The organism is Halomicrobium sp. HArcel3, from assembly GCF_058933135.1.
Map to the genome: position 1 here is coordinate 42,752 of NZ_JBZYDN010000003.1, position 26,752 is coordinate 69,503.

A 26,752-nucleotide genomic window follows, 5' to 3' on the forward strand; every position below is an offset into this window, starting at 1 on the left:
ACAGCCGGACCTGGCCGGGGTTCCTCGCCGGTCACGACGAGACGCGTCTGTGAGACGGCGCTCGATTTGACAACGGAGTATGGGTTTGGCGGCATCGACGCCACCTGCTCGCGTTCGTGACGCCGGGACCGTCAAAGGCGTCCGGCACGTAGTACCGACAATGGAAGCAGACACCCGAGAGAAACTCTACAAAGCGCCGCGAACGGACGTGATACAGGATCAGGGCAAGTTCAGGACGCACTTCAACTTCCCCGGTCGGAACCGCCCGGACCACGACGACCACGGCTACGGCCCGCTCGCGACCGTCGTCGAGTCGTTCATGGACCCCGACACGCTCATCTCGATGCACCCACACCGGAACGAGGAGATCATCTCGTGGGTCCCGGCCGGCGTCATGCGCCACGACGACGGCGAGGGGAACAAACTCGTCACCGACTCCGACCACCTGATGGTGATGGGCGCGGGCACCGAGTTCTGGCACGAGGAGCGCACGCTCGCCGACGACCCGCCGCTCCGGATGCTCCAGATATTTGTCAGACCGCACAGTCTCGGCCTCGAACCGCAGATCCAGCACGAGCCCATCCCGGATCCGGTCGCGAACGAGTGGCGGCATCTCTTCGGTCCGGAGGAGTCCGACGCGCCCCTGTCCGTTCGTAACGAGGTCGACTGCTTCGACGCCCGGATCGGCGAGGGAGCCAGCGTCGACCTTCCCGAGATTGCGGGGCGGGACGCGTACTTCTACGTGTTCGAGGGAGCGGTCGAGGCCGCCGACGCGCGCTTCGAGGAGGGAGAGAGCGGACTGCTCGTCGACGACGAGGGACTGACAATCACGGCGCGGGATGACGCGCTGGTGGTCGCCTTCCTCGTCGATCCGGACGCACCCATTACGCGGCAGGGGACTATCGGCCGCTGAGCACTCGCCAGCGCGGCGCCCCAGCGGGGGTGAAGGGCCTCAGTCGAGCAGCGGACGAACTTCTTCGGCGAGTCCGCGCCCGATGGCCTCCATCCCTGCGTCGCCGGGGTGGAGCAGGTCCGTCGTCAGGCCGGTCGCGTCCATGAGGTCGGGGCCCTCGACGAGGTGGACGTTGCCCGTCGCGCAATTGTCGACGGCCGTGCGGAGCGACGACCGGAACGCCGCTGCACGCTCTCGGTCGCCGTCCCGCACCAGGTCCTCGTGGTAGGGAAACAGCGTCACGCAGACGACCGGCTTCCCGGGGTTCGACTCGGCGACGGTCCGGACGAAGGCGTGGACGCGCTCGTCGAACTGTTTCTCGGTGAAGCCGCGGTTGGCCATGTTGACCGACAGCGCGAGCGTCGCCACGTCCCAGTCGTCCCGATCCGCGAGGTAGTCGGCCATCGCCGGTTCGCAGAAAGCCGACCCCGACGCCCCGAGGTTGACCGGGTCGACGCCGAGACGACGGGCGACCCGCGAGACGTAGGTGAGGTGGGCGGCGGAGGCCGCGGCGCCCTCGGTGATGGACGTCCCGTGGGCGAGGTACTGCGTGTCCGGGAGTTCGTCGTCCGTCGGCGGTCGGCACGCCCCCGCGACGTCGTGGACGGCGACGGGTTCCCAGGCGTCGAAGCGCAGGCGACAGACGCGCGGGTCGAACGCGCCCGTCGCCACTGCGTCGTCGAGCACACTGATTCGGTCAGGGACGGTCAGTTCGATGGTCTTCGGGACAGGGCCGAACTCGATCGGTTCCTCGCCCTGAAAACCACCCCAGAACGGGTGGAGAACAGTTCTCCCCTGCGCCGAGACCGTCACCCGCACAGAGGCGTCGTCGGTTTCGGGGACGAAGCGGAGTTCGGCGTTCGTCGGGTAGCCCATCCGCTCGCGGGCGTCGACGTTGAGTCTCTTTCCGAGTGCCGCAGGGACGCGGCGGAGCCGGTGGCCGTCGGGACTCCAGGGCGCCGTGGCCGTCTCGGCGACGTTGTGGAGCGCGACGCCGGGGAACTCGTCGTGGTTCACAGTGGCAGATTTCTGTGCTGGACCATAGTGGTACTGACACGTGAGGCCCGACGACCGTCGTCAGAGCAGCGCTTCGACTACACGTCACACCAGCGGCCGAAGTCCGAACCGGTCGAACCCGCGGTCGAGTCCGAGCCGGATTAGCGCTTCGACGGCCCCCGGCAGGACGGCCAGGCCGAACAGCAGCGGCCAGACGATCAGGTACGAACTCAGCGGGTGGAGGTGCGTCCCGTAGAGATGTTGATAGACGGTGTTCCCGAGAGTCCAGCCCGTCGCGAGCACGGGCGTGACGAGCGAGAAGCGCACGAGCAGGTACAGGGGGACGGCGCCCAGGAGGAAGAGGCCACCCACGCTGTAACCGAACCCGATAGCCGTCGTCACGGGGTCCGGCGACGAGAAGTGGAGGCCCCTCGAGGAGAACCACCAGAAGAGTGCGGCCGCATAGCCGAGACCGCCGAACGCGGCGAGGGCGTGAGGGGTCCGGAGGCTGCGAGAGATGGCGGACATATCCCCCGGTTCAGTCCCGAATGGTGTCAATCTTCGGCTACGTAGTCTGCGTGCAGTTCCAGGGCGTCGAAGCGGCAGCATCGAAGGGAAGGCGGTAGACGCCCGGGTCGAACGAGCCCACCGCCCATTTCAAAACGTGAGAACTCTCGGGAAGGGTTAACCCATCGTAGTCCGTCGAGTCTACAACGAGAGAATGGAGCCGGACATCCCCCACGACGTCGTCGACGACTTCTATCGGACGCTCGCCGAGAACGCCGCCGAGGGGATGTTGACGATCGACGAGGACAGCGAAATCGTCTACGCGAACGCCGCCATCGAGGATATTCTGGGGTATACGCCGGCGGAACTGATCGGGAGTCCGAAGATGAAGATCATCCCCGAGCGGCTCCAGCCGGTACACGCGTCGGCGCTCCGGGCGTTCGTCGAGACGGGCGACCGAAACATCGACTGGGACGGAATGGAGCTACCGGCGCTCCACAAAGACGGCCACGAGGTTCCGACGCTCATCAGCCTCCGCGAACACGAGCACGGGGGCGAGCAGTACTTCACGGGCATCATCCGCGACGTCACCGCACGGCGACGGCGTGAGGAACAGCTCCGCGACCAGAAGGAGCGCCTCGACGAGTTCGCCGACATCCTCGCACACGACATCCGGAACCCGCTCACGGTCGCGCAGGGATACACGAAACTGGCTCAGGAGGAACACGACGTCGTGGAATTGGATAGCGTCGCCGAATCGCTGCGACGGATCGACGTCCTCGTCGACGACATTCTGGCGCTCTCGAAAGACGGCCACCTCATCGGCGAGACCGAACTCGTCGACGTCGAACGCTGCGTCCGCGCCGCCTGGCAGAACGTGGACACGGGCCAGGCGACGCTCGAGTGTGACCCCGGCCTGGGGGAGGTGGACGCCGACGAGAGCAGGTTCATGCAACTGCTCGAGAACCTCTTCCGGAACGCGGTCGAGCACGGCTCCACAGAGCCTCGTTCCCCTGATCGAGAGGACGCCCTGGAGTGCGGGAACCACGCAGTCACGGTACGCGTCGGCCGGACCGTCGACCGTCCGGGGCTCTGGGTCGCGGACGACGGGCCCGGGATACCCGAGGGACTCCGGGCGAACGTGTTTGAACGCGGCTACACCACAGCCGACGAGGGGACCGGCTACGGCCTCTCGATCGTCTCCCAGATCGCCGATGCTCACGGGTGGGAGGTGTCCGTGACGGAGAGCGACCGGGGCGGCGCCCGGTTCGACATCACGCGGTGAGCGGTGGTCTCAGCGCCGCGGGCTCCGCTTACTCGTCGGCGAAGATTTCCCGGACGACCGACTCGATGTTCCGTTCCGCGTTCCAGCCAAGCTTGTTGCGGGCTCGGGAGGTGTCCACCTCGAAGGTGTCCGTCAGCGTCTCGTCGTCGGCCCGCGGATTCTCGACGAGTTTCACTTCGGGTCGCTCGCCCGTCTCCTCCGCAGCGATGTCGGCGACGAGGTTGGCCACCGTCTCGACGCTGGGGTCCTCGTCGCTGGCGACCTCGTACTTCTCGACGCCCGTCTCGCCGGCCGCCAGCTGGTCGAGCAGGCGCTCGCAGCTGCGGACGTACGCGCGGGCGACGTCGACGACGTGGACGTAGTTGCGCGACTGGGTCCCCGGCTCGTACACCGTCAGGGGCTCGCCGGCCTTCGCCCGGGAGACGAAGAAGTTGATGACGGTCCCCTTGGAGACGGTGGTCCCGTCGACGTCGTGGGAGCCGTAGAGGTTCGAGATCATGTACTGGTGGGCGGGGAACGCCCCCTCGGCGAAGGTGTCGATGGCGCGCTCGCTGAGGAGTTTGGTCCGGCCGTACCAGTTCATCGGGCCCCGGGGCTGGTCGACGGTGATGGGAAACGCCTCGGGGTCGCCGAGGACGGCCATGCTGAACGGGAACACCAGGCCGGCGCCGGTCTTGCGGCAGAGCCAGGCGACGTTGTTGGTCCCCTGGACGTTGACGTCGTAGGCCAGGTCCTGATTCTCCTGGCAGTCGTCGACCCCGCTGACGGCGGCGAGGTGCAGGACGACGTCGGCGTCGTCGAGGGCTGCCTCGAGTCGGTCCCGGTTACGGATGTCGACGTGGTCGATTTCCAGGTCACCGATCGAGCGGACCTTGGCGAGGTAGAAGTTGTCGATGGCGGTCAGTTCCCAGTCGGGGTGGGTCTCCTGTATCTCTCTGGCGACGCGGCTGCCGATGTAACCCGCGGCACCGGTTATCGCGATGTGTGGCGTGTCAGTCATTGGTCTCGTCTGGTGTGTCGGTCACTGCTGGATCGTTGCGCCGTTCTCGAACCGGCGTTTCAGGTCGCGAACGCCCTCGCGGAGCGTCCACGACGGCTCGAACCCCGTCTCCGCGAGGCGGTCGAAGTTGACGTGGTACGACGGGCCGGGGTGTTCGTCCTCCAGGTAGGTGACGTCGACCGGCCCCACTTCCTCGCGGACCAACTCGGCGACGTCGGCGATCTGGAAGTTGCCGTCGTTGGTCCCGACGTTGTAGACGCGGTGGTCCCAGCGGTCGGGTTCGAGCGCGGCGTGGGCGTACGCGCGGGCGGCGTCTTCGACGTGGACGAAGGGGCGCCAGTTCGAGCCGTCGCCGTACACCGTCAGCGAGCGCCCCGTGAGCGCCCGGAAGACGAAGTAGTTCACGACGAGGTTGAACCTTATCGCCGGCGAGTAGCCGTAGTTGGTCGCCATCCGCAGGGCCGTCCCGTCCATGCCGAACTCCTCGCAGTACTCGGCGAGCAGTTCCTCGGACTGGAGTTTCGTCTCGGCGTAGGGGTTGATCGGATCGGCGTCGGTGGTCTCGTCGATGTCCGTACTGGTCGCGCGGCCGTAGACGTTACACGAGGAGGCCAGCACGACGTCGTCGACGCCGAACTTGCCCGCCGCGGTCAGGACGTTCTCCGTCCCGTCGTAGTTGACCGCGAAGGTCTCCTCCCGGCGGTCGTGGGTGCTCGCGGCGCCCGTGATGGCCGCGAGGTGGACGACGGCGTCGACGTCTCGGGTCGCGCTCTCGACGTCACCGTACTCGCGGACGTCGCCGCGGCGGAACTCCAGCGAGTCGCCGACCGAGCCCAGCAAGGAGCGGGGCGACCCGTCCGAGAGGTTGTCCAGCAGCACGATCCGGTCGACGCGCTCGTCGTCCTGCAACAGCGGGACGAGCGCGCTTCCGATGTAGCCGCAGGCGCCGGTGACCAGGACGTCCATCCCGCCTCAGTCCTCCGACTCCTCGAGAACGCCAGGGAGGAACCGGTCCTCGTGGGCCTCGATGGTGTCGGCGTAGCGGGTGAGCGTCCGGAAGATGTCCTGTACACCGTCCTCGAAGCTCTGGGCCTGCTCGCCGATCAGGTCGGCGTAGCGGTCGTCCTCGATCTCCATCTTGTGGGTCTCGTCCTCGTCGCGGGGGTTCTCGAAGTGCTCGACGTCGACGTCGAGGTCGAACTCCGACCCGACGTCGGCGATGGTCTCGGCGATCTCGACGATGCTGATCGCGCGCGTGACCTGGTTATACACTGTGAGGCCCTCCGGGCGGTCGTCGGGGTCGGCGACGGCGAGCTGGGCGAGTCCCTCGACGGCGTCCTCCAGCGAGATGAAGGGCTTGCGCTGTTCACCCTTGCCGTACACCGTCACGGGGTAGCCGGCGACGGCCTGGGCGCAGAAGCGGTGCGTGACCGTGCCGAAGTAGTAGTCGAAGTCGAAGCGCGTCTTCAGTCGGTCGTCCTCGCGCGTTTCCTCCGTTTCGGTCCCGTAGACGATGGCCGTCCGCACGTCCGAAATCGGGATGTCGAACTGCTTGTGCGCCAGCCGCATGTTGGCCGCGTCGTGGGACTTCGTGAGGTGGTACCAGGATCCGGCCATCGCCGGGAACGGCACGTCGTCGCGCTCGCCCTGATTTTCCATCGTCGCGCCGCCCTCGGGGATGGGGAACTCCGGCGCGCCGTAGACGCCCGTCGTCGTCGTCTCGACGAAGTGGGTGTCGGTGAGGTCGTGCTCTTCGAGGCCCCACAGCAGGTTCCGCGTCGCCTGCATGTTGTTGTGCTGGGTGTAGTTCGCCCGCTCGCCGTTGATCTGGGAGTACGGCGCCGAGGGCTGGGCCGCGGCGTGGACGATCGTCTCCGGTTCGTGTACCTGGAGGAGTTCGTCGACGAAGCTCTTCTCGACGAGGTCGCCCTCGACGAACGAGATGTTGTCCAGTCCGTGGACCTCGCGTGCGGCCTCCAGGCGCTCGTCGATGCTCTTGACGGGCGTCGCGCTCGTCGCGCCCGTCTCCTCGACCCACTCACGTCGGCCGAAGTTGTCCACGAGCAGCACTCGGTCGTCCGTCCGGTCCGCGATTCGCAGTGCGGCGGGCCACCCGACGTAGCCGTCACCGCCAGTGATGAGGATCGTCATTAGTTACTCAGATTGTGAGTAACACGGGCCGCATATATATTTTCTGCTCGAATGGCCGCTCGGACTCTGCGACGGACCGCTCACAGGAAGCATATACGCCTTCGTCGCGATGCCGTCGGTGTGAAAGAAAGGATCCTCCTCCTGCTGATCGCGCTGTCCGCACTGCTTTCGGGGTGTAGCGCAGGCCTCGCAGACGGACCCGCCACGCCGGCCCCCAACGAGACGACGACACAGCAGGTCACGAACCAGACGACCGTCGAGTTCCTCGCCGTCGACTCGAACCTCGGCAGGGCCGAGGAACCCATCGAGCTGGTGATCCGCAACACGGGGAACGAGTCCGAGACCGTCGACCTGCGGATCGAACGCGACGGCACGCTCGTCTTCCGGCGGACGTTCGAACTCGGCTCCGGGGCCAGGGTGAACGGCACCATCGACTACGAGGATAGCTATACGATAACGTTCCAGCAGGGCGAGGAGACGGAGGTCATCGAGGTCACGCCGATCTGGTTCGACTGCAACGACACGACGACCACTGTCACGGTCTCCGGGTCGAGCATCGACTCGGAGACGATGTCCACGCTGATGGCCTGCCCCCGAACGCCCATCGAGGACCTGCGTGACTACTTGCGTGAGCTCGTGACATGAAGTGAGCACACGGCAGCCGTTTTCTCTGTGTTCTGCATGGTGTGAAGTGAGCGGATGGTTCTGCGACTTTTCGTTGGAAGGGACTGGCACGACAACACTCAGAAAGCCCTCGCACGTTTCCGGCCCCGGGACTCGCTGTGCTCCTCGGCAGCCGTCAGAGGTAAGCTCTGACGAGCCCTCGTTCGCTTCGCTCACGAGGACTCCGCCTGCGGTGCTTGCGTCGTCCAGGTTCCCGGAAACACGCTCGCCCTTTCAGTCCTCCAAGGGCCGCTACGGCAGCCCTGTCCTTCCCCGGGTCCCGCGGCCCTCGCAGCACTCGGGCTGCGCTCCCGGCCAAGCGGTTGCGGAGCGGTCAGGAAGCGTGATTCGCGCCGGACGGCGCGAATCCGGGGAGGTTTGGTGGTTCCAATCGCGAGCGCGGGCCGAACGGAGTGAGGCCGCGCGAGCTAGGCAGTGCCTGGAGGACTGAAAGGGCGAGGCGGGGTGGGGGAAGCACGACCCCGCAAGCACCGCAGACGAAGTCGAGGAGCGCAGGGCGGGTCGCGCGACCCCAGCGCGCCGAGGGCTTTCGAGTTGTTGAACCTCGCACTCACAGCTATATCGCCGAAAACCCCCAGATCGCTATGTCTTTCATCTGTACCGAGCAGAATGATGGCGAACCAACCATCAGCCACCGAAGTCACCAAGGGTAGATTAATCCAGCAGCAAGCGTTACTGAATCGTATGCCGACGGTCGAAGTGGATGCGGACACGAAGTCACGTCTGGAAGAACTCCAGGCGGTAGTCCGAGAGCGAACGGGGCAGGACGTCACGCTAGAGGAGCTACTGGGACAGCTCGTCGAAGAGGCCTCGGAATCCTATGTCGTGAACTCATTCCGAGCCTCGACCGTCCCGCTCTCCGAAGCGGAGAGGGAAGCCGCCCGGTCCGGTATGTTCGACTCCGGCGTCGAAACAGAGGAAGACGACATCGACGACATCCTGTACGGGTGATTACGTCCGTGAGAGTCGATGGCGCTGTACTCGTTTGAAAACTCTTTGCGTAAAACCACTATATGCACATCATGAGCAAGCACATCGAGATCGACGACGACGTCTATCGAGCGTTGAAACGCGAGAAGGGGGATCGGAGTTTCAGCGACGTCATCAGGGATCGGCTCGATGACGACGGAAAGCTCGCAGACGTCACGGGTGCAAGCGTCCTTGACCCGGAGACGCAGGAAGCGGTGAAGGACGATATCGGACAGCTGAGCCGGGAAGGCTAACGCGGAGTGACGATGAATCGCTGTGATACGTCGGTCCTTGACAACATCGACCGTGCCAACGTCGACCACTTCGACCGCATCGACGACGTCCCCGTCGTCGACTGGACCGAGTTCTGAGCCACGTCGCAACCGGCCCAGAGAACGCAATCCTTAGGCGTCCAGTCAACCCCACACTATCCAATGAGTCACTTCGAGGTCCGCCACTACGACGCCGCGGGGCGGCTGGGCGAACTCACCGTTCCCCGTCGCGGCGTCACGGTCGAGACCCCCGCACTCCTCCCGGTCGTCAACCCCCACGTCCAGACCGTGTCGCCGGCGACCCTCGAATCCGAGTTCGGCGCCGAGATCCTGATCACCAACAGCTACGTCCTCCACGGGAGCGACGACCTGCGCGAGCCCGCGCTCGACCGAGGCCTCCACGACCTGTTGGACTTCTCCGGGGCGATCATGACCGACTCCGGGTCGTTCCAGCTCGCCGAGTACGGAGACATCACCGTCACCACCGAGGAGATTCTGCAGTTCCAGCACGACATCGGGAGCGACATCGGGACGCCGGTGGACATCCCGACACCGCCAGACGTCGAGCGCGAGCAGGCCGAGGAGGAACTCGAAACGACCCAGGAGCGCCTCGAACTCGCCGAGACCGTCGACGTCGGCGAGATGCTCGTCACGGCGCCGGTCCAGGGGTCGACCTACCCCGACCTCCGGGGGGCCGCCGCCGAACACGCCGACGGCACCTCGCTGGACGTCTTCCCGCTGGGCGCCGTCGTGCCGCTGATGAACGAGTACCGCTACGCCGACCTGGTCGACGTCGTCGCCGCTTGCAAGCGCGGTCTCGGCGAGGATAGGCCTGTGCACCTCTTCGGCGCGGGCCACCCGATGATGTTCGCGCTGGCCGTCGCGCTGGGCTGTGACCTGTTCGATTCCGCCGCCTACGCCCTCTACGCCCGCGACGGGCGCTACCTCACCGTGCGGGGCACCGAGCACCTCGACGACATGGAGTACTTCCCGTGCCAGTGCCCGGTCTGCGCCGAGTACACGCCCGAGGCCCTGCGGAAGATGAGCGACCGGGAGACCGAGGAACTGCTCGCCCGCCACAACCTCCACGTCACCTACGGCGAGATTCGAACGATCAAGCAGGCCATCCGCGACGGCGACCTGCTGGAACTCGTCGAGTCGCGCGCCCGCGCCCACCCGGACATGCTCGACGGGTACCGCACCTTACTCCACCACGCCGACCAGCTGGAGGAGACTGATCCCGTCTCCAAGGACACGTTCTTCTACCTCTCGACGGAGAGCGCGCGCCGGCCCGAAGTGGTGCGCCACCACCAGCGACTCGACCGGTTCGACCTCTCGGGCGACGTGTTCGTCACCGAGGGCGCACGGAGCGACGAGTTCGACGAGAACTGGCGCATCGCCGCGCCGTTCGGTCCCTATCCTCGAGAGTTGAGCGAGACGTACCCCTTCACGGCGGAGGTGCCGGAGGCGCTCGAACCGCAGGCCTACCAGGCGGCGGCCGACGGGCTCGCCCGGCTCGTCGAACTGAATCCCGACGCCGAGTTCACGCTCGGCCACGACCGCTGGCCGCCGTCGGCGCTGGACCGGGTGCCCGACCGGGTCGAGGTTCGGAACCTCGCCGAGCGACGGGACGGCGATTCGTCCAGCTAGATCCCCTCCGTCGTCCGCGTCTGGTTGGTCGATATCGTCTCGGTAGCCGTCGTCTCGTTCCCCGCCTCGGTGCCCGCCGACTCGTTCGTCGTCTCGTTCCCCGCACTCTCGCCCGCACCTTCACCGCCATCGTCGGCTCTGGGCATCGGCGTCTCCATCTCCGGCTGGCTGATCTGGTCGCCGTCGCCGGCCGGGACGAGCTGGTACACCTCGCCGCCGTCGCCGGTGATCCGCCCCGTGCGGCTGGCGAGGACGTAGAGGTTCCCGTCTGAATCCTGGCCGAAGGCGTTGATAAACCGGTTGAGCTGCTGGCCTTCTCCGCCCTCGATCAGGACTTCTTCGAGGGGCCAGGGCTGGTCGGACGGGAGCAACTGGTCGTCACCGCCGCTCCCGGGCGTCGCCTCCCCGCCTTCGCCCGCTGGACTCGCGGTCGCGGTCGCCGAGGGACTTCCGGCGCCGGTCTCGGTCCCAATCGCAGCGCTGGTCGCGGTCGCCGTCCCTGTCTCGGTCCCGCTCCCGCCGCCGTCCGGCGTCGCGACGAAGATCCGACCCCGGGGTTCGGCGAAACTGGTGGACCAGTCGCCGAAGACGTACCGGCCAGACAGTTCGGAGAGTTCGTCGCCGCGGTAGACGTAGCCGCCGGTGATCGAGATCCCCACGCTCGTCCCGTCGTAGGTGTGGGGATACTCGAGGACTGGGTCGCGGAGCGGCCGGCCGTCGTGGGGCGGAGCGTCGGGGGCCGAAGATGGACACTCCGCTGGCGGTTCGGTCGGGTTCGCTGCGTCGAAGCAGTGGAACCCTTCGCGGACGTTCCAGCCGTAGTTGCCGCCGGCCTCGATCACGTCGACCTCCTCGTACAGGTCCTGGCCGACGTCTGCCGCGATCAGGGTTCCGCCGTCGAAGGACATCCGCCAGGGGTTGCGCAGCCCATAGGCGTAGATTTCGTCCATCCCCCCGGTGCCGACGAACGGGTTGTCGTCGGGGACGCCGTAGGGAAGCCCGCTCCCCGGCGGTTCGTCGTCGCCCGCCGACGCACCGGCGTCGACGTCCACCCGGAGAACTTTCCCGAGGAGGTTTGCCCGCACGTTCTGGGCGTTGCCGCCCTCGTTCCCGTCGTACCAGTCTGCGACGTGACCGAGGCCGACGTCGTTGGCGTTGCCGCCGTCGCCGACGGTGGTGTAGAGGTAGCCATCGGGACCGAACGTCACCGCGCCGCCGTTGTGGTTGAACTGCGGGCTCGGTACTTCGAGCAGCACTCGCTCGGAGTTGGCGTCGACCCCGAGCTGGGACCCGGTGCCGACCGCCCGGAACTCCGAGAGCACTTCGACGTGGTCCCAGTCGTCGGGGAACTCGCGGTCGCCCGGACCGACGAGCCCGTCGTCGCTGTACGGGTCCACGGAGCTGTACCGGAGGAACAGCCGCCCGTTCTCCTCGAACTCGGGGTGGAAGGCCAGGCCGAGCAACCCCCGTTCGTCGAAGCCGCCTTCCCGCCCGAAGGCGAGCGTCGGGCCGACGTCGAGCAGCGGGTCAGGCTGCAACTCACCGTCCGCCAGAAGGTAGAGCTGTCCCGGCTGGTCGACGACGACGTGCGCCCCGTCCATCCCCGGGACAGATCGGATAGCGACGGGGCTCGTCAGCGGGCCGTCGGCGACTCGCTGGACGCCGACGGTCGGGCCCTCGGGAACGAACCGGTCGGCCTGCGGCGTCGCCGTTCCGCCGGTTCCAGTCGCCGACTCACCGCCGGTGATCTGTATATCGCCGACCATCGAGGACGGGTGGATCGTACAGATGTACTGGGCCATCTCCTCGGTCGCAGTGAACGTCAACGACAGGGTCGCGCCCTGCTCGTCGACGATTTCGGTGCCGACGATCCGGTCGCCGTCGGCGTCCTGAATCACGAAGTTGTGGGGCGCGCCGTCGAGGTTCTCCCAGACTACCTCGTACTCTGTGCCGGCCTCCAGGTCCAGCGTCGGATTGGTCTCGCCCTCGATGGCGGCGGGCGACCGGGCCTGCCAGCCCGCGACCTCGCCGCCGAACTCGTAGGTGTTCGAGGATTGCTGTGCGAACGCGAACCCGCCGACACCGGCCAGTCCCGTCAGCCCCGTCGCTGCCAGGAACCACCGTCGCGACGTCCGCGCGTCCGGTTCCGCCTGTCGTCGGTCGTCTTCGTCGAGTGTATCGTCCGGAGACATGTCTCGTTCGACCGTCGTCCCCGAGTTCCAAAAGAAAACGCAGCGTACCGCGAACCGAACGCCAGCGAGCCGGAACCGATAGACTGCGGCGGCTTTACCGGATCGAGGTCCAGAGTAGTCTATACCACCCCGATGGCGATCGGACGAGAAACGTGATCGTATCCCACGACACCGGCTCGTAAGCAGAGCTAACCGCCAGAGGAAGCGCCGACAGGGGCACTCCGGGCGTGACCGGATCGACGTGGACAACCACCGAACGCCACCGACTAGTGAGAGCCATCGCGGCGGCAACGAACTTGAGAGCAGCCACCGGTGAGGTCCCGGCCGGGGATAACAAGTTAATTGCCGCCCCGCGCCCCAGAACGACCATGACCGACCACTTCGAAGTCCACGAGCGCGACGGGGCCGCGCGGGTGGGCGAACTCCGCCTGGCCGACGCCCACGTCACGCCCCGCCTCGCGGACGACGTCGTCGCGGACGCCGGGAGCCTCTGGCCCGAAGACCGCGACGTCCCCGAGGGCGACGACTCCGTTCTCACGGTCCTCCCGCATCGCGGGCTCCCCGCGGGAACGCCCGACGAGGTCGAGGACGCCTTCGCCGTCGACTACCCAGACGTCGACTACCCGAGCGCCGCCGTCGTCTCGCCCGACACCGCTGCGGACCACGGGGCCGACGCGTACGTCCTCTCAGGCGCGACCGGCTACGTCGGCCACGCGAGCGCGTTCGTCGACGCCGTCGTCGGGACGCGGGAGGCGACGCCCGCCGACACGGCACTGTACCTCCCCGGCGTCGCAACTCCCAGGAACGTCGCCACGCTCGTCTACGCCGGCGTCGACCTGGTCGACACCGACCGCGCCGTCGTCCGCGGGACCCAGGGGCGCTACCTGACGACCGACGAGGCGTACTTCCTCGAAGATCTGGACGAACTCCCCTGCTCGTGCCCGGCGTGTCAGGTCCCCCGCGAGGAGTTCGACCGCGCGGCCTGCGTCGAGCACAACGTCAACGCGCTCGAGGCCGAACTGAAGCGCGTCCGCCGACGGATCCGGGACGGCCGCCTGCGGGACTACATCGAGGGGCAGGTCCGCCAGGACCAGTGGCTCACGGCGACGATGCGACGCCTGGATCAGCAGTACGGCTACCTCGAACAGCGCACCCCGGTCCTCCGGCGCGAGGAGATCACCGCTGCGACGGAGGACACCCTGCGCCGCGTCGAGATCCAGCGCTTCGCCGAGCGCGTCACCACCCGCTACCGCTGCCGGTTCGACGAGCAGCCCCTGGTGATCGTCCCCTGCTCGGCCCGCAAGCCCTACAGCGACTCCCAGAGCCACAAACAGCTCCACGACGCCATCCAGTTCCGCGGCCATATGCTCTCGATGACCTCGCCCATCGGCGTCGTCCCCCAGGAACTCGAACTCACCTACCCGGCCCAGCACTACGACTCCGTGGTCACCGGCCGCTGGACCGCCAACGAGATCGAGTTCGTCAGCGACGTGCTCGAACGGTACCTCGAACGCAACGACTACCCCGAGGTCGTCGTCCACGTCCCCGGCGAGGGGTACCGCGAGATATGCGAGCGGGTCGAGGACTCCCTAGACGCCGAGTTCACCTACACCGCCGTCGACCACCCGACGACGAGCGAGTCCCTCTCGAACCTCGCCGAGGCCATGGACGGCTACCCGAAGTACATGAAACGCGAGCGCGAGCACAACACGATCCGCGCCGTCGCCGACTACCAGTTCGGTGAGGGTGCCGGCGACGCGCTCTTTCCCGAAGACGTTCTGACGACCGAGGGTCGCTATCCCCAGCTTCGGGCCCACGACGCCGAGGGCGCGCAACTCGCCGCGCTCGCCCAGGAGTACGGTGTCCTCGCGTTCGGTATCGAGGGTGCCCGCCGGTGGGTCGATTCGGACGTTCCGGTCAAGCGCGTCGAAATCGACGACTTCGTCCCCCACGGGAGCGTGCTGGCGCCGGGCGTCGTCGACGCCAGCGACGACATCCGCGTCGGCGACGACGTGGTCGTGGAAGGCCCCTCCGCCTTCGCCGTCGGCCGCGCCGAGATGTCCGGCCCGGAGATGGCCGAATCGACACGGGGCGTCGCCTGCGAGGTGCGCCACGGCGAGGAGCGGTAACGGCCCGAGAAGGGTTCGAAATCGAAACCGAAGAGCCAGTTACTCCGCGCTGTCCGCGGTCGCGGCCTCGTCCGCGCTCCCCTCGACGTCGCCGAGCAGTTCCTCGGCCCGGTCGCGGTCCTCGGGATACCCGACGTCCATGCGCCAGCCGTCCATCCGGATGGCGTCGATGGTGCGCCCGCTCTTGATGAGCAGGTCGACGGCGTCGGATATCTCGTACTCGCCGCGGTTGGAGGGCTGGACGAGGTGGCAGGCGTGGAGGATCGCGGGCGTGAACGTGTAAAAGCCGGTCATCACCAGGTTCGACGGCGGGTCCTCGGGCTTCTCGACGACGTCGACGATTTCGCCGTACTTGTTGGTGTCACAGACGCCGTAGCGGGAGGCCTCCTCCCACGGCACTTCCTCGACGAGGAAGGCGGCGTCGGCGCGGTCCTCGCGCTGGCGATTCAGGACGTCCTGGAGGTTCGCCTCGAAGATGTTGTCGCCCAGCATCAGCATGAAGTCGCCGTCGATGTGTTCCTCGACGGTGAGCAGGGCGTGGGCCAGTCCCTTCTGCTCGCGCTGGTGGGCGTAGGTGATCGGGACGCCCTGGAACTCGTCGTCGTAGTGGCTGATGATGACCTCCTTCTTGTAGCCGACGACGACGAGCAGTTCCTCGGCGCCCAGGTCGACGAGCTGTTCGAAACAGTGGGTTAGGATGGGCTTTCCGTCGACTTCGACCATCCCTTTCGGCTTGTCTTCCGTGAGCGGGCGCAGGCGAGTGCCTTCCCCCGCGGCGAGGACTACAGCTTGCATGTTCCCACAGTGGACCGCAAGCCCGTAAAACTCTTGTCGATACTCCACCCCGTCGGCATCGCCGACGGCCGGCCCCACTCGCGCGACGCGGGTGCACCCAGCAGTACAAACCGAATTATCAAGTCCGGTCCCTGTCAACCACCGCCCATGAACGTCAGCATCGTCGGGAGCGGCTACGTCGGCACGACGCTCGCGGCCTGTCTCGCGGACCTGGGGCACGAGGTCGTCAACGTCGACGTCGACGAGGACATCGTCGCGACCATCAACGACGGCGAGGCGCCGATCCACGAACCGGGCCTCGCGGACCTGATCGACCAGTACGCCGGCGACCGACTCCGGGCGACGACGGACTACGACGCCATCCGGGAGACGGACGTCACTTTCCTCGCGCTGCCCACGCCCTCGCGCGAGGACGGGAGCATCGACCTCTCGATCATGGAAGCCGCCGCCGAATCGCTCGGAGAGGTACTCACCGACAGCGATGGGCACCTCGTCGTCGTCAAGAGTACGGTGATCCCGGGCAGCACCGACGAGAGCGTCGTCCCGGCCATCGAGGCCGGCGGCGACGTCACCCGCGGCGAGGAGTTCGAAGTCGCGATGAACCCCGAGTTCCTCCGGATGGGCACCGCCGTCGAGGACTTCATGGACCCCGACAAGATCGTCTTCGGCGCCGACGAAGAGAGCGCCTACGACGCCCTCGACGCCGTCTACGAGCCCCTCGTCGAGCAGACTGGCGCCCCCGTCGTCCGGACCGGCATCCGGGAGGCGGAGATGATAAAGTACGCCAACAACGCCTTCCTCGCCTCGAAGGTCAGCCTCGTCAACGACCTGGGGAACGTCTGCAAGGAGTACGACGTCGACGCCTACGAGGTGGCCGACGCCATCGGTCTCGACGACCGCATCGGCGAACGATTCCTTCGCTCGGGGCTCGGTTGGGGGGGAAGCTGCTTTCCAAAAGACGTCGACGCCATCAGGGCCGCTGCGCGGGACGTGGGCTACGAGCCCGCCGTTCTCGACGCCGCCGTCGAGGTCAACGACGCCCAGCCAGAACGCCTCCTCTCCCTGCTCGACGACCACGTCGACGTGACCGGGAAGAAAGTTGCCGTCCTCGGCCTCTCGTTCAAACCCGGGACCGACGACGTTCGCGGCACGCGCGCGATCCCGGTCATCGAGGGCCTGCGCGAACGCGGCGCCGACGTCGTCGCCTACGACCCCGTCGCCGTCGAGTCCCTGCGCGAGTACGCCCCCGACGTCGAATTCGAGGCCGCCGACAGTGCCGCGGAGGCGCTGGAGGGCGCCCACGGCGCCGTCGTCGCCACCGACTGGGACGAGTTCGCCGCGCTCGACGCGGAGTTCGACGCGATGGCCGACCCTGTCGTCGTGGACGGTCGGCATATCGTCGAGCGACGCGAGGAAATTACCTACGAAGGGCTGACCTGGTAGGCAGCGAACTGTTACCGAGCGAGCGTGGCCTGAACTGACGGACTTCGAAACGCAGCCGTTCTAGAGCGTCCGCGACGATGAAGACGCGCCGCTCGCGTCGGGCTTTACTCCCCGGGCGTGAACGAAACCGTCTCCGTGTCGGTGTTCCCCACCGAATTCCTCACTTCCAGTTTGACCGTCCAGGTGGTCCCGGGTTCGAAGGTTCCCGCGTACGTCTCGCCGGTAGCGTGCAATGTGAACCGGTCGTCGGAGTCCGGTCCGCCCTCCTTGCGGTACCACTCGTAGCCGGCAATCTCTCCGTCGGGCGTGCTGGAGCCACTCGCATCGAACTCGACCTGACCGGAGCCCGCATCCTGTGGCGAGTAATCGATCCGTGCGACCGGGTCCGAGTCCGCGTATCTGAACGTCACCGTGTCAGTAGCGGTGTCGCCGGCGGTGTCTCTCACTTCCAGTTTGACCGTCCAGGTGGTCCCGGGTTCGAAGGTGTCCGCGTACGTGTCGCCGGTATTCTCCAGGGTGAATCGGTCGTCGGAGTCCGGGTTGCCCTCCTTGCGGTACCACTCGTACTCGGTAATCTCTTCGTCGGACGAGCTGGATCCACTCCCGTCGAACGTGATCAGATTGGACACCGGTTCTTTCGGCGAACGGTCGATGCGGGCGACCGCGGCGCCGTCACTTCCCTCGACAGTGCCGTTCTCGATGACCGTCTGGACGTCCCCGTCGTGCAACTTGACGTAGAGGATTGCCCTGTAACTACCCGTCTGTTCGAACGTGACGGCGGTCGACTGGCCGGGGTGGCCGGTGGTCGTTCCATCAGGCCCGGTAATGAACCAGTGCCACCTGGCGACGGAAGCCCCGCTACCGGTGAACGTCGTCTCCGTGCCGACTGTCGGCGGGTCGGGATCGACGGATACCGTGGCCGCACTGTCAGACTGCGCACTGCCGAGACCAGTCGTCCCGAGCAGCACGCCAGCGGCCGTTCCGAACGTCGCGAGTGCGTCCCGCCGCGTACTCGATCCGAATCCAGCGCCACTACCTGTCTTCTGGTTGTTATCTGGCATCGGATTTGATTATATATAGACAGGACTTAAACTTATGCAATACCCTTAGAATGCTAGAATGATAGTATCCTGTAGTCCTCCGGGTGACAGCTCGGCTGAACCGGCATAACCGCGGAATTAACCCCCTTCCGACAACGAACGACAATTTACGATACTTCGCGGTGATAGCCCGACCGCACCAACGAGCCCGGCCAGACGACCAACCGACAACCAACAGAACCTGGCGCTGTACGGAGACGAAACTGGGACCAGCGCCGCGGTTGCGGTCCTTTCGAACGAAGAACCGGAGACCGGCCACTACCACCCGTTCCGATGGCTCAATTCCGATTACACTCTCCATAAGACCCTTTGTTTGCGACTCCGCAGCCCGAGTATGACCACTCGACGACGGCTGCTCGCGCTCACAGCGGGGGGACTCTCGGCGATCGCGGGCTGTCTCGACGACGGGAGTGCTGGGGAGGGTACCAGTCGAGGAACGCCGACGACGACCGACGGGTCGGCCGTCGAGAGCGACAGTCCGACCAGGGGAACGAACGAGACGAACGACGACACGGACACAACGACCGTGACCGGGGAACTCCCCGCCTGGGAACCGGCGTGGACGCTGGAGACGGAGTTTTCGCACGTCCTCGGCGTCGACGCCGGCCCGGACGGGCTGTACCTGACGCTGAACGACGAAGACGGTCCGTCCGGGGTCGCCGCCGTCCGGCGCGGCGAGGACTCGGTCGACTGGCAGCAGTCCTTCGACGGCGAGGCCAGCGGTGGGAACCCTGGTTCTCCGGACGACCACCGCGACCAGTGGGGCGTCCTGGTCGCCGACGGAAGCGTCTACAGCGTCCACGGCCGCGCGGAGTCCTACGAGTGGACGGCCCTCCACGCGCTCGACGCAGAGTCGGGGAACGAGCGATGGTCGTTCCGCCGACAGCGGGAGCTGTCAGTCCAGGGCGTCCGTGACGGCACCGTCCTGGCGACCGGGCTGGAGTTCTTCGAACCGGAGCACTCTCACGACACGCCCGAGGAACCGCTCCGGACGGTGCTGTACGGCATCGACGCGGACACCGGCGAGGAGCGGTGGGCGATCGCCTTCGACGGCGTCGAGAGCGTCGCCGTTGGCGAGCGGAAAGCGGTCGTGGCGACGGACGCCGCAGTGACGGCGCTCGGACTCGACGGGACCGAGCGGTGGCACAGGAAGCTCTCCGAGGCGTTCCAGGCACTGTCGACCGTCGAGGACCTCACGGTAGTCGCGACGGGCGATGAGCGTCGCGACACCACTGTCCGTGGGTTCGGTCCGGAGGGAACCGAACGGTGGTCCCGGTCGCTTCCCGTCCGCTCGCTGTTCGCCCACGACGGGCGCGTCTACGGGTTCGGGCGCGCCGTGACGGCGCTGAATCCGGACGGCACCGTCGCGTGGAAGCGTCGGTCGTACGGGGACGAGCCGACGTTCTCGCCGAGCGGCGACCGCCTGTACACGCGAGCGGGACGCCGGGCCGACGCCGTCGACGCGTACCAGCTGCCGGCAGGGGGCCGACAGTTCCGCTTCGACGCGCCCTCGGACGACGCCTGGCCCGTCGCCGCGACGACGGACGCGGTCGTCGCCGAGGCAATCACTCCCGATAAAGCCGAGTTCACGAGCCTGTTCGCCGTCTCTGCGGACACGGGCGAGCCGCAGGCAGTCTACCGCCCCGAGGACAGCGTCTTCGATTCCGAAGCGGTCGACGGAACGGTGTACACCGGCTTCGGCGACGGGACGCTCGCGGCGTTCGAAACGGGCGAGTGGTGACACGCGAGTAGTAGCGAGCCGCCGGACCGGGCCGGTTTTACGCGTGCGGTGCCCAGAACCTGCCAATGAGTACGCCCAGTCCCGAAGTGTACGAGCAGGGCAAGGGCATGGACGCCCACAACAAGGCGATGCGGGAGTTCCGGTCCCGTAACGACGCGTCCTACGACCCTCGCGAGCCCACCCGCGTCTGGCTGGACGAGGACAACACGCCCGACGGCGTCTACCAGAGCCTGACGATCATCCTCAACACCGGCGGTTGCCGGTGGGCCCGCGCCGGCGGCTGTACGATGTGTGGCTACGTCGCCGAGAGCGTCGACGGCGGCAGCGTCGCCCACGAGGACCTCATGGCCCAGGTCCAGCACTGCCTCGACCACGAAGCGGAGAATTCCGACGAGCAGGCCGGCCTGATCAAGATCTACACCTCCGGGAGCTTCCTCGACGAGCGCGAAGTCCCCGCAGAGACGCGAAAGGCCATCGCCGAGACGTTCGCCGACAGGGATCGGATCGTCGTCGAGTCACTCCCGGACTTCGTCAGCGAGGAGAAGGTCGCCGACTTCGTGGACAACGGCCTCGAAACCGACGTCGCCGTGGGCCTTGAGACGGCCACCGACAGGGTTCGCCGGGACTGCGTGAACAAGTACTTCGAGTTCGAAGACTTCGAGGACGCGGCGGCGGCAGCCCAGCGTGCCGGCGGCGGCGTGAAGGCCTACCTCCTGATGAAGCCGCCGTTCCTCAGCGAGTCCGAAGCCGTCGAAGACATGAAGCGGTCCGTCCGCCGCTGTGCCGACGTGGAGGGGTGTCACACCGTCTCGATGAACCCCTGCAACGTCCAGAACTACACGATGGTCGCGGAGCTCTACCACGACGGCGGCTACCGTCCGCCGTGGCTCTGGTCGGTGTGTGACGTCCTGGAGTCGACGGCCGACGCCGACGTCATCGTCGTCTCGGACCCCGTCGGCCACGGCAGCGACCGCGGCCCGCACAACTGCGGCGACTGCGACGACCGCGCCCAGCGAGCGATCAAGGACTTCGACCTGCGCCAGGACCCGACCGTCTTCGATCAGGTCGAGTGCGAGTGTGAGCGGACCTGGGAGGTCGTGATGGATCGAGAGACGGGCTACTCGATGCCACTGGCGCGCTAGAAGGGGGCCGAACGGGAACTGAACTGGTGAGGGACTCGTTGCTTCGAGCGGGATTGATCGGCGACGCTGGAGACGATGCGGTCGCCGTACTTTCACGGTCTCCAGGCAGAAGTGACCGTCTCGGACGTACGACTCTCGACTGTTTGGTTTCGCTGTTTCGAGAAACAGGGTGACTCACGTGACGGCAGGGTGCCGTCGACGCCACGGTAAGGGGTGTGGGTGTGGGTGTGGGGATGTGGCGGTGAGATCGCCTGCGGGATGGCCTACGCGTTGTTCATGCGGGTGCTGGTGGTCGTACCGCAGACCATGCACTCGCTCACCCGATACGGTTCGCGGGAGAACTCCGCGTTCTCGGGTTGGGCACTCTCGGTCAGTATCTCGACGGAGACGTCGTGTGGCGTCGTCCGCTCACAGTTGGAACACGGCTCCGTCATGTCCCGTGCGCTGTTTGTCGCTGCCATCCTGTCCGATTAGAGGCCAGATAGTAGCATAAAAAGGGGGAACCGTTATGGGTCGTTCAGACGGTTTATCGCAAGACGGGGATGGGTTGTGGTGAACTACGGGCTTAGCTATGCCGAGACAGTTCAGGGGCAGTTCTAATCGTCCAGATCGCCCGAACAATCAGTGAACGGCCGGTGGGTTTTTATAGGAAGTCGCTGGCCGGACGCCGAAGCCATTTAACGGCCCCCGCTGCACCCCCGTGTATGGATCAGGTGTTCGCGCCGTGGCGCATCGAGTGGGTCGAACGCGACGACCCGAACGTCGAGGTCGACTGCGTCTTCTGTGACCTGCCGACACGCGAGGACGACCGGGCGAACCGCGTCGTCGCGCGCAACGACCACGCCTACGTGCTGTTGAACAACTATCCGTACAACCCGGGCCACGCGATGGTCATCCCGTTCGACCACACTGGCGACTATCGAGACCTGGACGAGGCCACGCTGCTCGGCCACGCAAGACTGAAGCAGCGGACCTTCGACGCACTGGAAGCGGCCCTCGGTCCGGACGCGTTCAACGCGGGGCTCAACCTCGGCGGCGGGGCCGCGGGCGGCTCCATCGACGACCACCTCCACACTCACGTCGTCCCGCGCTGGGAGGGCGACACCAACTTCATGCCCGTCGTCGGCGACACGCAGGTCATCGTCGAGGCCATCGCGGACACCTACGAGCGCCTCCACGGGGCATTCGCCGAGCAGGACGGCGCCACCGTCGCGGACCAGGACACGGCCGTCGCGTTCGACTGATCGCCTGACGGAGCGCTCGAACCGCCACGATTTCCAGGATCTGGAAATCACTGGATGGATCTTTTGTCCACCTGTCCGTCGTCAGCACTGTGCCAATGAGCGACAAATACCCTCCACAGTCAGGTCGGCGGCGGTTCGTCAAGGGAATGGTCGGCAGCGGCGTCGCCTCCGCGGGCGCCACGGGCGGCAGCGTCGTCGCGGACGTGACCACGAACGAGTCGGGTATCGACGCCGGGTCGACCCAGTTCGTCGGCATCGCCAACACCGCCGGGCCGGCCCCGCGCGGAATGCCCCTGATCCCCGTCGAGATAGTGGACGGGCAACTGACGGGCCGGTATCCCGAGACCGTCGAGAAGGAAACGGAGGACGGGAGCACCTACCAGAGCGCCGAGGAGGAACTGGGCGGGCTCACCTACTCCGTCAGGTGGTTCCAGTTCTGCGGCGTCGAGCGCGCCGAGGGGATCCAGCCGACGGCCGACCAGGACGACTTCCTCCGCGCGGGTGGCACCTACAGCTGGCAGGGGGAGCTCGACTCCCGCGAGGTACTCCGCGTCGAGCACTTCTCCGACTACGAGGAGTGGGGCAACGGCGTCGGGACGGCCGGACTCGGAAAGCCCGCGAAGGCTTACTGGCGCTCCGAGGGTGAGGACTTGACGGACATCCCGGTCATCGTGATGCGGAGCCCGGAGGTGCCGAAGATGGTCGCCGGCGAAGGCGAGTACGCCAGGCTCCCCGAGACCGTCCGGACGTTCCTCGACGCCGCCACGGCCGAGGGCTTTATGGCCTGGCTCGACAAGTGCACCCACTTCTGTTGCGTTCCGTCCTTCAAGGCCAGCGGGAGCGGGAAGTTCGGCGCCGAGGACATGGTGTACTGTCAGTGCCACCAGTCGGTGTACGACCCGTTCAGTCCGCGCCTGCTGACGTTCGCGGCCAGGCCCCGGCCCGAGCCCTGACGCGTCGAAGCGGCGGCGCCGCAGCGTCCCTGTCGTAACGGCGCTGTCGAAGCGGCTTTGTCGGGGGGCACGTAACACTCAGCCCCATGTCGCGCCGGGCCGCGCTCCGCCGGGTCGCCCTCGTCATCCTGGCAGCCAACGTCCTGCTCGTCGTCCTCAAGGGCGTCGTCTGGCAGGCCACCGGCAGCCTCGCCGTCGGGTCCGAGGCGGTCAACAGCCTCGCCGACGCGACCTACAGCCTGGTCATCGTCGCGGGAATCTACCTGACGACCCAGCCGCCGGACTTCGAGCACCCCCACGGCCACGAGCGCATCGAGCCCTTCGTCTCGCTGTTCGTCGCCGTCGGCATCTTCGCCGCAGGCGGCGCCATCGTCTGGCAGGCCAGCCAGTCGTTGCTGAGCGGCGACGTCACCGTCTCGCGCGGGCCGGCCGCGGTCGCGGTCCTGCTGTTCTCGGCCGCGTTGAAGTACGCCCTCTACCGCTACTGTCTCGCCATCGGGACCGAACGCAACTCGCCGGCCGTCGTCGCGACGGCCAAGGACAACCGCAACGACATCCTGACGGCCGCGGCCGCGCTGGTCGGCGTCCTCGGCGCCTCGGCCGGCTACCCGGTCCTTGACCCCATCGCCGCCATCGTCGTCGCCGTTGGCATCGTCTACACGGGCTACGAGGTGGTCCGGGACAACGTCGACTACCTCGTCGGCGCCGCCCCGCCCGAGGACCTCCGGGGCGAGATCATCCAGCGCGCGCTCGACCACCCCGACGTCGAGGGCGCTCACGACGCCATCGCCCACTACGTCGGCCCGGAGATCGACGTCAGCCTCCACGTCGAGGTCGAGGGCGACAAGACGCTGCGGGAGGCCCACGACATCGAGTCGGCCGTCGTCCAGGCCATCGAGGACCTGCCGGAGGTCGACGACGCGTTCGTCCACGTCGACCCGAAGGAGCTGGGCGAGTGGAAGCGCGACGAGGAGGTGGACCGGTACGTGGTTGCTGAAGACAGTGAGGACTGATAGTGGTGGTTGTAAGCCCGTACCGACGTTCGACGTGGCCGGTGCTATCGAACGTCGGTAAAAAGTTACAACCACCACTATGACTCGAGAGACTAGGCGCCGGTGAAGGAGTACAGCACGGCCAGCAGTCCTGCGATGCTGACGGTCAGCGCCGCGAACTGTGCCGTGACGGCGCCACCGGTGGCGAGGCCGACCACCTGCTGGACGAGGAAGGTGACAGTCGTGAGCAGCAGGATACCCACCGCGAGGTACAGCATCGGGCGGCTGTCGTTGCGGCGGTAGCCCCGGTAGCCCTGGTAGGCGACGAACGCACCGACCAGCGCCGTCACCGTCGCGGTGACCGTCGAGAGGCCGACGCCGACCGCCTGGAGCGCGAGGGTGCCGAGCGAGAGTCCCGTCACAGTGGGACACCTTCGGTAGTAACTGTGGCTGTCCGATCGGTGCGAGTTGTTCGAGTCATGGTCCAGTCTCGTAGATGACGTAGGTGATCAGCGCGAGCCCGAGCAGCTGGGTCAGGTCGGTCAGGACGGTCACCGTCCCGAGGCCGGTCCCGGTCAGCGAGGTGAGGAGGACGTTCAGGAGCAACGGCGCGCCGCTCAGGAGGAGGATGCCGGCGGCGAGCCCGGGCAGGGCGGCGTCGCCCGTCTGTCTGTAGCCCTGGACTCCCTTCACGAGGATAACCACCGACAGAACGACGGACACGAGGATGCCCAGGAACGTCAGGAGGCTCAGCATCGTGGCGGATCCGGCCGTCGACTGGAGCACGAACCCGGTCATTTGAGTCCCTCGAACAGTTCGGTGAAGCGATCGGCCGCGTCGCGTTCGCGGCGCTCGATGGCTACCTCGTAGTCCCCGTCGTCCAGTTCGACCTCCAGGCGAGCGAGGCGGGCGCTGAACACCTCGTAGTGGTGGCCCTCCGGGTCCAGTTGCTGGGCGGCCTCGACCAGGTCCTCATCGCGGAGACGGTCGAGCCGTCGGTAGACGGTCGGCGGCGAGGCGTCACACCGCTCGGCCAGTTCTGACGCCGACATTGGCTCGATGCTCGTGGCCGCGAGGATGGCCCGGGCGTACTCGTCGTCGAGCAGTTCGACGACCGTCGCCAGCTCGGTTTCCTCGCTCATCGCTCGTGGTTACCGTCGGTCGCCCCGAGTCGATGGACGGTCTGGAGACACGGTACACCTGCGACTGTTCGGTCCGGGTATAAAAAAGCGCGCGTCACGGTTTCCGGGTCGGAAACTGTGCGATGCTGGTTTTCTTGTACGGGTGTTTCAGTCAGGACGCAATGACGACGCGACCCCCAGCACTCCGTAGTATCGCCCTCCCACCGGTCCGGACGCGCCCGCCGGGGGTGATCGTATGAAGCGCGCCGCCACCCTCGCACTCGCCGCGCTCGTTCTCGCGAGTGCGGTGACGGTCGGCGCGGGCCCCGCGGCCGCAGCGGGTGCGGCCTTTATTAGCGTCGACGTCGAGGCGACGCCGGACCCGGCCCCGCCGGGGAGCGAGGTCACCGTCTCGACCACCGTCGAGAGCATGCACGACGACGGCCAGCCCTACAAGCTCCAGCGGGTGGAGCTCCAGGAGACGAGGAACGGCAGCGACGACGCGGTGGACAGCGAGAACCCCTCGCAGTTCGTCCAGGGCGGCGAGGCCGTCGCCGTGAACCTCACCGAGGAGTTCGACCAGACCGGCGAGTTCGACCGCTACGTCCACCTCCGGTTCGTCTCCAGCACTGGCGACGTCGTCGAGATAGTGCGGCCAGTGACCGTCTCCGTCGGTCAGTCCCATCCCGCGACGTCGCTGTCGGCCGGCCAGGCCAGCGCCACCGGGAAGACCGACCTCTCGCTGACGGTCGCGAACGGCCTACCGAACGAGGTCCGCGGCGTCACTGTCGAACTCGCGAGCGACGACGTCACGCTCCTGGAAGACCGCCACGTCGTCTCCTCACTCCAGCCCGGGAACGAGGCGGTCGTCGACGTTCCCGTCCGGAACGTCTCGACCGGGACCAAGACCGTCGAGGCGGAGCTGACCTACCTGACCGCCGACGGCGAGTCCCGGAGCGTGTCGCAGACGCTGTCGGCCACCGTCGAGGACCAGGGCCAGCCGGCCGAGATCGACGTCACCGGCAAGCGCGTGACCCAGGAGGGACAGGAAGTGGTCGTCCGCGGGAGCGCGAGCAACGTCGGGTCGACCAACGCCTCCAGCGTGAAGGTGGCCGTCCAGAACGGCGACCGCGTCGCTCCGGCCCAGAACCAGGCGTCGTTCTTCGTCGGCGAGGTCGCCGCGAGCGACTACTCCTCCTTCGAGGTCCACGGCCGCCTCACCGAGGAGACCAACGAGACCGTCACCATCCCGCTCCAGCTCAGCTACACCGTCGACGGCGACCAGGTCACGCGGACCATCGACGTCGAGTACACGCCGCGGACGACGCCGGACCAGTCGACCCAGCGCAACTCCGGCCTGCTCGTGCCCGCGCTCGGCGGCCTCGTCGTCGTGGCCGTCGTCGGTGGCCTCGGCTGGCGGCGGTACCGGTAGGT

Annotated in this window: 26 protein-coding genes; 14 read left to right on the forward strand and 12 right to left on the reverse strand. The window is 67.0% G+C overall.

Annotated features, from left to right (window positions below):
* Nucleotides 1-160: 160 nt before the first annotated feature.
* Complete coding sequence (locus tag AC5FRV_RS09860; RefSeq protein WP_493560920.1) at nucleotides 161-913, forward strand: pirin family protein; 753 nt, start codon at nucleotides 161-163, stop codon at nucleotides 911-913.
* A 39-nt stretch (nucleotides 914-952) separates the two neighbouring features.
* On the opposite strand, the gene AC5FRV_RS09865 is transcribed toward AC5FRV_RS09860, so the two are convergent.
* Both AC5FRV_RS09865 and AC5FRV_RS09870 read right to left on the reverse strand, forming a co-directional pair.
* Nucleotides 953-1,969: an SGNH/GDSL hydrolase family protein gene (locus tag AC5FRV_RS09865; RefSeq protein ID WP_493560921.1), complete on the reverse strand. Its 1,017-nt coding sequence runs from the start codon at nucleotides 1,967-1,969 to the stop codon at nucleotides 953-955.
* A gap of 84 nt (nucleotides 1,970-2,053) precedes the next feature.
* A complete protein-coding gene (locus AC5FRV_RS09870) occupies nucleotides 2,054-2,476 on the reverse strand; it encodes a hypothetical protein (protein WP_493560922.1) in 423 nt (140 codons plus the stop codon).
* Nucleotides 2,477-2,669: 193 nt separating this feature from the next.
* Between AC5FRV_RS09870 and AC5FRV_RS09875 the strand changes: the two genes are divergently transcribed.
* Complete coding sequence (locus AC5FRV_RS09875; RefSeq protein WP_493560923.1) at nucleotides 2,670-3,740, forward strand: two-component system sensor histidine kinase NtrB; 1,071 nt, start codon at nucleotides 2,670-2,672, stop codon at nucleotides 3,738-3,740.
* Nucleotides 3,741-3,768: 28 nt separating this feature from the next.
* Here AC5FRV_RS09875 and AC5FRV_RS09880 read toward each other — a convergent pair whose 3' ends face one another.
* From AC5FRV_RS09880 to AC5FRV_RS09890, 3 genes are read right to left on the reverse strand one after another with little or no spacing between them, the layout of a single operon-like run.
* A complete protein-coding gene (locus AC5FRV_RS09880) occupies nucleotides 3,769-4,740 on the reverse strand; it encodes an NAD-dependent epimerase/dehydratase family protein (RefSeq protein ID WP_493560924.1) in 972 nt (323 codons plus the stop codon).
* Nucleotides 4,741-4,761: 21 nt separating this feature from the next.
* Complete coding sequence (locus AC5FRV_RS09885; RefSeq protein ID WP_493560925.1) at nucleotides 4,762-5,706, reverse strand: NAD-dependent epimerase/dehydratase family protein; 945 nt, start codon at nucleotides 5,704-5,706, stop codon at nucleotides 4,762-4,764.
* A 6-nt stretch (nucleotides 5,707-5,712) separates the two neighbouring features.
* A complete protein-coding gene (locus tag AC5FRV_RS09890; protein ID WP_493560926.1) occupies nucleotides 5,713-6,891 on the reverse strand; it encodes an NAD-dependent epimerase/dehydratase family protein in 1,179 nt (392 codons plus the stop codon).
* Between the two features lie 120 nt (nucleotides 6,892-7,011).
* Between AC5FRV_RS09890 and AC5FRV_RS09895 the strand changes: the two genes are divergently transcribed.
* From AC5FRV_RS09895 to tgtA, 4 genes are all read left to right on the forward strand, one after another.
* Entirely contained in the window at nucleotides 7,012-7,536 is a 525-nt protein-coding gene (locus AC5FRV_RS09895) for a hypothetical protein (protein WP_493560927.1), read from the forward strand.
* Nucleotides 7,537-8,259: 723 nt separating this feature from the next.
* Entirely contained in the window at nucleotides 8,260-8,526 is a 267-nt protein-coding gene (locus tag AC5FRV_RS09900; protein ID WP_493560928.1) for a hypothetical protein, read from the forward strand.
* 71 nt (nucleotides 8,527-8,597) lie between these two features.
* Nucleotides 8,598-8,798 (forward strand): antitoxin VapB family protein, encoded by a 201-nt coding sequence (locus AC5FRV_RS09905; RefSeq protein WP_493560929.1) that lies wholly within the window; start codon nucleotides 8,598-8,600, stop codon nucleotides 8,796-8,798.
* Nucleotides 8,799-8,978: 180 nt separating this feature from the next.
* Nucleotides 8,979-10,466 (forward strand): tRNA guanosine(15) transglycosylase TgtA, encoded by a 1,488-nt coding sequence (tgtA, locus tag AC5FRV_RS09910; protein ID WP_493560930.1) that lies wholly within the window; start codon nucleotides 8,979-8,981, stop codon nucleotides 10,464-10,466.
* Here tgtA and AC5FRV_RS09915 read toward each other — a convergent pair.
* Nucleotides 10,463-12,658: a PQQ-dependent sugar dehydrogenase gene (locus AC5FRV_RS09915; protein WP_493560931.1), complete on the reverse strand. Its 2,196-nt coding sequence runs from the start codon at nucleotides 12,656-12,658 to the stop codon at nucleotides 10,463-10,465. The two genes, tgtA and AC5FRV_RS09915, sit on opposite strands and share 4 nt — an antisense overlap.
* A 368-nt stretch (nucleotides 12,659-13,026) precedes the next feature.
* Between AC5FRV_RS09915 and arcS the strand changes: the two genes are divergently transcribed.
* Nucleotides 13,027-14,787: an archaeosine synthase subunit alpha gene (arcS, locus tag AC5FRV_RS09920; RefSeq protein ID WP_493560932.1), complete on the forward strand. Its 1,761-nt coding sequence runs from the start codon at nucleotides 13,027-13,029 to the stop codon at nucleotides 14,785-14,787.
* Nucleotides 14,788-14,826: 39 nt separating this feature from the next.
* Here arcS and aglF read toward each other — a convergent pair whose 3' ends face one another.
* Nucleotides 14,827-15,582, reverse strand: coding sequence for a UTP--glucose-1-phosphate uridylyltransferase AglF (aglF, locus tag AC5FRV_RS09925; protein ID WP_493560933.1), 756 nt, complete (start codon nucleotides 15,580-15,582; stop codon nucleotides 14,827-14,829).
* 147 nt (nucleotides 15,583-15,729) lie between these two features.
* On the opposite strand from aglF, the gene aglM reads away from it, so the two are divergent.
* The gene (aglM, locus tag AC5FRV_RS09930; RefSeq protein ID WP_493560934.1) at nucleotides 15,730-17,025 is read left to right on the forward strand and encodes a UDP-glucose 6-dehydrogenase AglM; all 1,296 of its coding nucleotides are present in this window, start codon (nucleotides 15,730-15,732) and stop codon (nucleotides 17,023-17,025) included.
* A gap of 104 nt (nucleotides 17,026-17,129) precedes the next feature.
* Here aglM and AC5FRV_RS09935 read toward each other — a convergent pair whose 3' ends face one another.
* On the reverse strand, nucleotides 17,130-18,086 hold the full coding sequence (locus tag AC5FRV_RS09935; protein ID WP_493560935.1) for a PKD domain-containing protein: 957 nt from the start codon (nucleotides 18,084-18,086) through the stop codon (nucleotides 17,130-17,132).
* A 373-nt stretch (nucleotides 18,087-18,459) separates the two neighbouring features.
* Here AC5FRV_RS09935 and AC5FRV_RS09940 point away from each other — a divergent pair, with 373 nt between their 5' ends.
* Together AC5FRV_RS09940 and AC5FRV_RS09945 are read left to right on the forward strand one after the other, a co-directional pair.
* Nucleotides 18,460-19,866 carry an outer membrane protein assembly factor BamB family protein gene (locus tag AC5FRV_RS09940; protein WP_493560936.1) on the forward strand — a complete coding sequence of 469 codons (1,407 nt, stop codon included), beginning with the start codon at nucleotides 18,460-18,462 and terminating at the stop codon, nucleotides 19,864-19,866.
* A gap of 65 nt (nucleotides 19,867-19,931) precedes the next feature.
* On the forward strand, nucleotides 19,932-21,008 hold the full coding sequence (locus tag AC5FRV_RS09945; RefSeq protein ID WP_493560937.1) for an archaeosine biosynthesis radical SAM protein RaSEA: 1,077 nt from the start codon (nucleotides 19,932-19,934) through the stop codon (nucleotides 21,006-21,008).
* Nucleotides 21,009-21,271: 263 nt separating this feature from the next.
* Here AC5FRV_RS09945 and AC5FRV_RS09950 read toward each other — a convergent pair whose 3' ends face one another.
* Entirely contained in the window at nucleotides 21,272-21,469 is a 198-nt protein-coding gene (locus AC5FRV_RS09950) for a DUF7835 family putative zinc beta-ribbon protein (protein WP_493560938.1), read from the reverse strand.
* A 243-nt stretch (nucleotides 21,470-21,712) separates the two neighbouring features.
* Between AC5FRV_RS09950 and AC5FRV_RS09955 the strand changes: the two genes are divergently transcribed.
* The 3 genes from AC5FRV_RS09955 to AC5FRV_RS09965 all read left to right on the forward strand — a co-directional run bounded on the left by AC5FRV_RS09955 (nucleotide 21,713) and on the right by AC5FRV_RS09965 (nucleotide 24,218).
* On the forward strand, nucleotides 21,713-22,252 hold the full coding sequence (locus AC5FRV_RS09955) for an HIT family protein (RefSeq protein WP_493560939.1): 540 nt from the start codon (nucleotides 21,713-21,715) through the stop codon (nucleotides 22,250-22,252).
* Nucleotides 22,253-22,347: 95 nt separating this feature from the next.
* A complete protein-coding gene (locus AC5FRV_RS09960) occupies nucleotides 22,348-23,205 on the forward strand; it encodes a ubiquinol-cytochrome c reductase iron-sulfur subunit (protein ID WP_493560940.1) in 858 nt (285 codons plus the stop codon).
* Between the two features lie 86 nt (nucleotides 23,206-23,291).
* Nucleotides 23,292-24,218 carry a cation diffusion facilitator family transporter gene (locus AC5FRV_RS09965; protein ID WP_493560941.1) on the forward strand — a complete coding sequence of 309 codons (927 nt, stop codon included), beginning with the start codon at nucleotides 23,292-23,294 and terminating at the stop codon, nucleotides 24,216-24,218.
* 92 nt (nucleotides 24,219-24,310) lie between these two features.
* Here AC5FRV_RS09965 and AC5FRV_RS09970 read toward each other — a convergent pair whose 3' ends face one another.
* From AC5FRV_RS09970 to AC5FRV_RS09980, 3 genes are read right to left on the reverse strand one after another with little or no spacing between them, the layout of a single operon-like run.
* Nucleotides 24,311-24,619, reverse strand: a complete 309-nt coding sequence (locus tag AC5FRV_RS09970; protein WP_493560942.1) for a DUF7521 family protein — start codon at nucleotides 24,617-24,619, stop codon at nucleotides 24,311-24,313.
* Nucleotides 24,620-24,674: 55 nt separating this feature from the next.
* On the reverse strand, nucleotides 24,675-24,995 hold the full coding sequence (locus tag AC5FRV_RS09975; RefSeq protein ID WP_493560943.1) for a hypothetical protein: 321 nt from the start codon (nucleotides 24,993-24,995) through the stop codon (nucleotides 24,675-24,677).
* On the reverse strand, nucleotides 24,992-25,339 hold the full coding sequence (locus AC5FRV_RS09980) for an ArsR/SmtB family transcription factor (protein ID WP_493560944.1): 348 nt from the start codon (nucleotides 25,337-25,339) through the stop codon (nucleotides 24,992-24,994). The genes AC5FRV_RS09975 and AC5FRV_RS09980 overlap by 4 nt, the downstream gene beginning before the upstream one ends.
* Before the next feature lie 235 nt (nucleotides 25,340-25,574).
* Between AC5FRV_RS09980 and AC5FRV_RS09985 the strand changes: the two genes are divergently transcribed.
* Nucleotides 25,575-26,750 (forward strand): COG1361 family protein, encoded by a 1,176-nt coding sequence (locus tag AC5FRV_RS09985; RefSeq protein WP_493560945.1) that lies wholly within the window; start codon nucleotides 25,575-25,577, stop codon nucleotides 26,748-26,750.
* Nucleotides 26,751-26,752 lie beyond the last annotated feature (2 nt).

Coding starts and splice junctions, on each gene's coding strand:
- AC5FRV_RS09860 (WP_493560920.1), top strand. CDS start 161: ATGGAAGCAGACACCCGAGAGAAACTCTACAAAGCGCCGCGAACGGAC.
- AC5FRV_RS09870 (WP_493560922.1), bottom strand. CDS start 2,476: ATGTCCGCCATCTCTCGCAGCCTCCGGACCCCTCACGCCCTCGCCGCG.
- AC5FRV_RS09875 (WP_493560923.1), top strand. CDS start 2,670: ATGGAGCCGGACATCCCCCACGACGTCGTCGACGACTTCTATCGGACG.
- AC5FRV_RS09880 (WP_493560924.1), bottom strand. CDS start 4,740: ATGACTGACACGCCACACATCGCGATAACCGGTGCCGCGGGTTACATC.
- AC5FRV_RS09885 (WP_493560925.1), bottom strand. CDS start 5,706: ATGGACGTCCTGGTCACCGGCGCCTGCGGCTACATCGGAAGCGCGCTC.
- AC5FRV_RS09890 (WP_493560926.1), bottom strand. CDS start 6,891: ATGACGATCCTCATCACTGGCGGTGACGGCTACGTCGGGTGGCCCGCC.
- AC5FRV_RS09900 (WP_493560928.1), top strand. CDS start 8,260: ATGCCGACGGTCGAAGTGGATGCGGACACGAAGTCACGTCTGGAAGAA.
- AC5FRV_RS09905 (WP_493560929.1), top strand. CDS start 8,598: ATGAGCAAGCACATCGAGATCGACGACGACGTCTATCGAGCGTTGAAA.
- tgtA (WP_493560930.1), top strand. CDS start 8,979: ATGAGTCACTTCGAGGTCCGCCACTACGACGCCGCGGGGCGGCTGGGC.
- AC5FRV_RS09915 (WP_493560931.1), bottom strand. CDS start 12,658: ATGTCTCCGGACGATACACTCGACGAAGACGACCGACGACAGGCGGAA.
- arcS (WP_493560932.1), top strand. CDS start 13,027: ATGACCGACCACTTCGAAGTCCACGAGCGCGACGGGGCCGCGCGGGTG.
- aglF (WP_493560933.1), bottom strand. CDS start 15,582: ATGCAAGCTGTAGTCCTCGCCGCGGGGGAAGGCACTCGCCTGCGCCCG.
- aglM (WP_493560934.1), top strand. CDS start 15,730: ATGAACGTCAGCATCGTCGGGAGCGGCTACGTCGGCACGACGCTCGCG.
- AC5FRV_RS09935 (WP_493560935.1), bottom strand. CDS start 18,086: ATGCCAGATAACAACCAGAAGACAGGTAGTGGCGCTGGATTCGGATCG.
- AC5FRV_RS09940 (WP_493560936.1), top strand. CDS start 18,460: ATGACCACTCGACGACGGCTGCTCGCGCTCACAGCGGGGGGACTCTCG.
- AC5FRV_RS09945 (WP_493560937.1), top strand. CDS start 19,932: ATGAGTACGCCCAGTCCCGAAGTGTACGAGCAGGGCAAGGGCATGGAC.
- AC5FRV_RS09950 (WP_493560938.1), bottom strand. CDS start 21,469: ATGGCAGCGACAAACAGCGCACGGGACATGACGGAGCCGTGTTCCAAC.
- AC5FRV_RS09955 (WP_493560939.1), top strand. CDS start 21,713: ATGGATCAGGTGTTCGCGCCGTGGCGCATCGAGTGGGTCGAACGCGAC.
- AC5FRV_RS09960 (WP_493560940.1), top strand. CDS start 22,348: ATGAGCGACAAATACCCTCCACAGTCAGGTCGGCGGCGGTTCGTCAAG.
- AC5FRV_RS09965 (WP_493560941.1), top strand. CDS start 23,292: ATGTCGCGCCGGGCCGCGCTCCGCCGGGTCGCCCTCGTCATCCTGGCA.
- AC5FRV_RS09975 (WP_493560943.1), bottom strand. CDS start 24,995: ATGACCGGGTTCGTGCTCCAGTCGACGGCCGGATCCGCCACGATGCTG.
- AC5FRV_RS09980 (WP_493560944.1), bottom strand. CDS start 25,339: ATGAGCGAGGAAACCGAGCTGGCGACGGTCGTCGAACTGCTCGACGAC.
- AC5FRV_RS09985 (WP_493560945.1), top strand. CDS start 25,575: ATGAAGCGCGCCGCCACCCTCGCACTCGCCGCGCTCGTTCTCGCGAGT.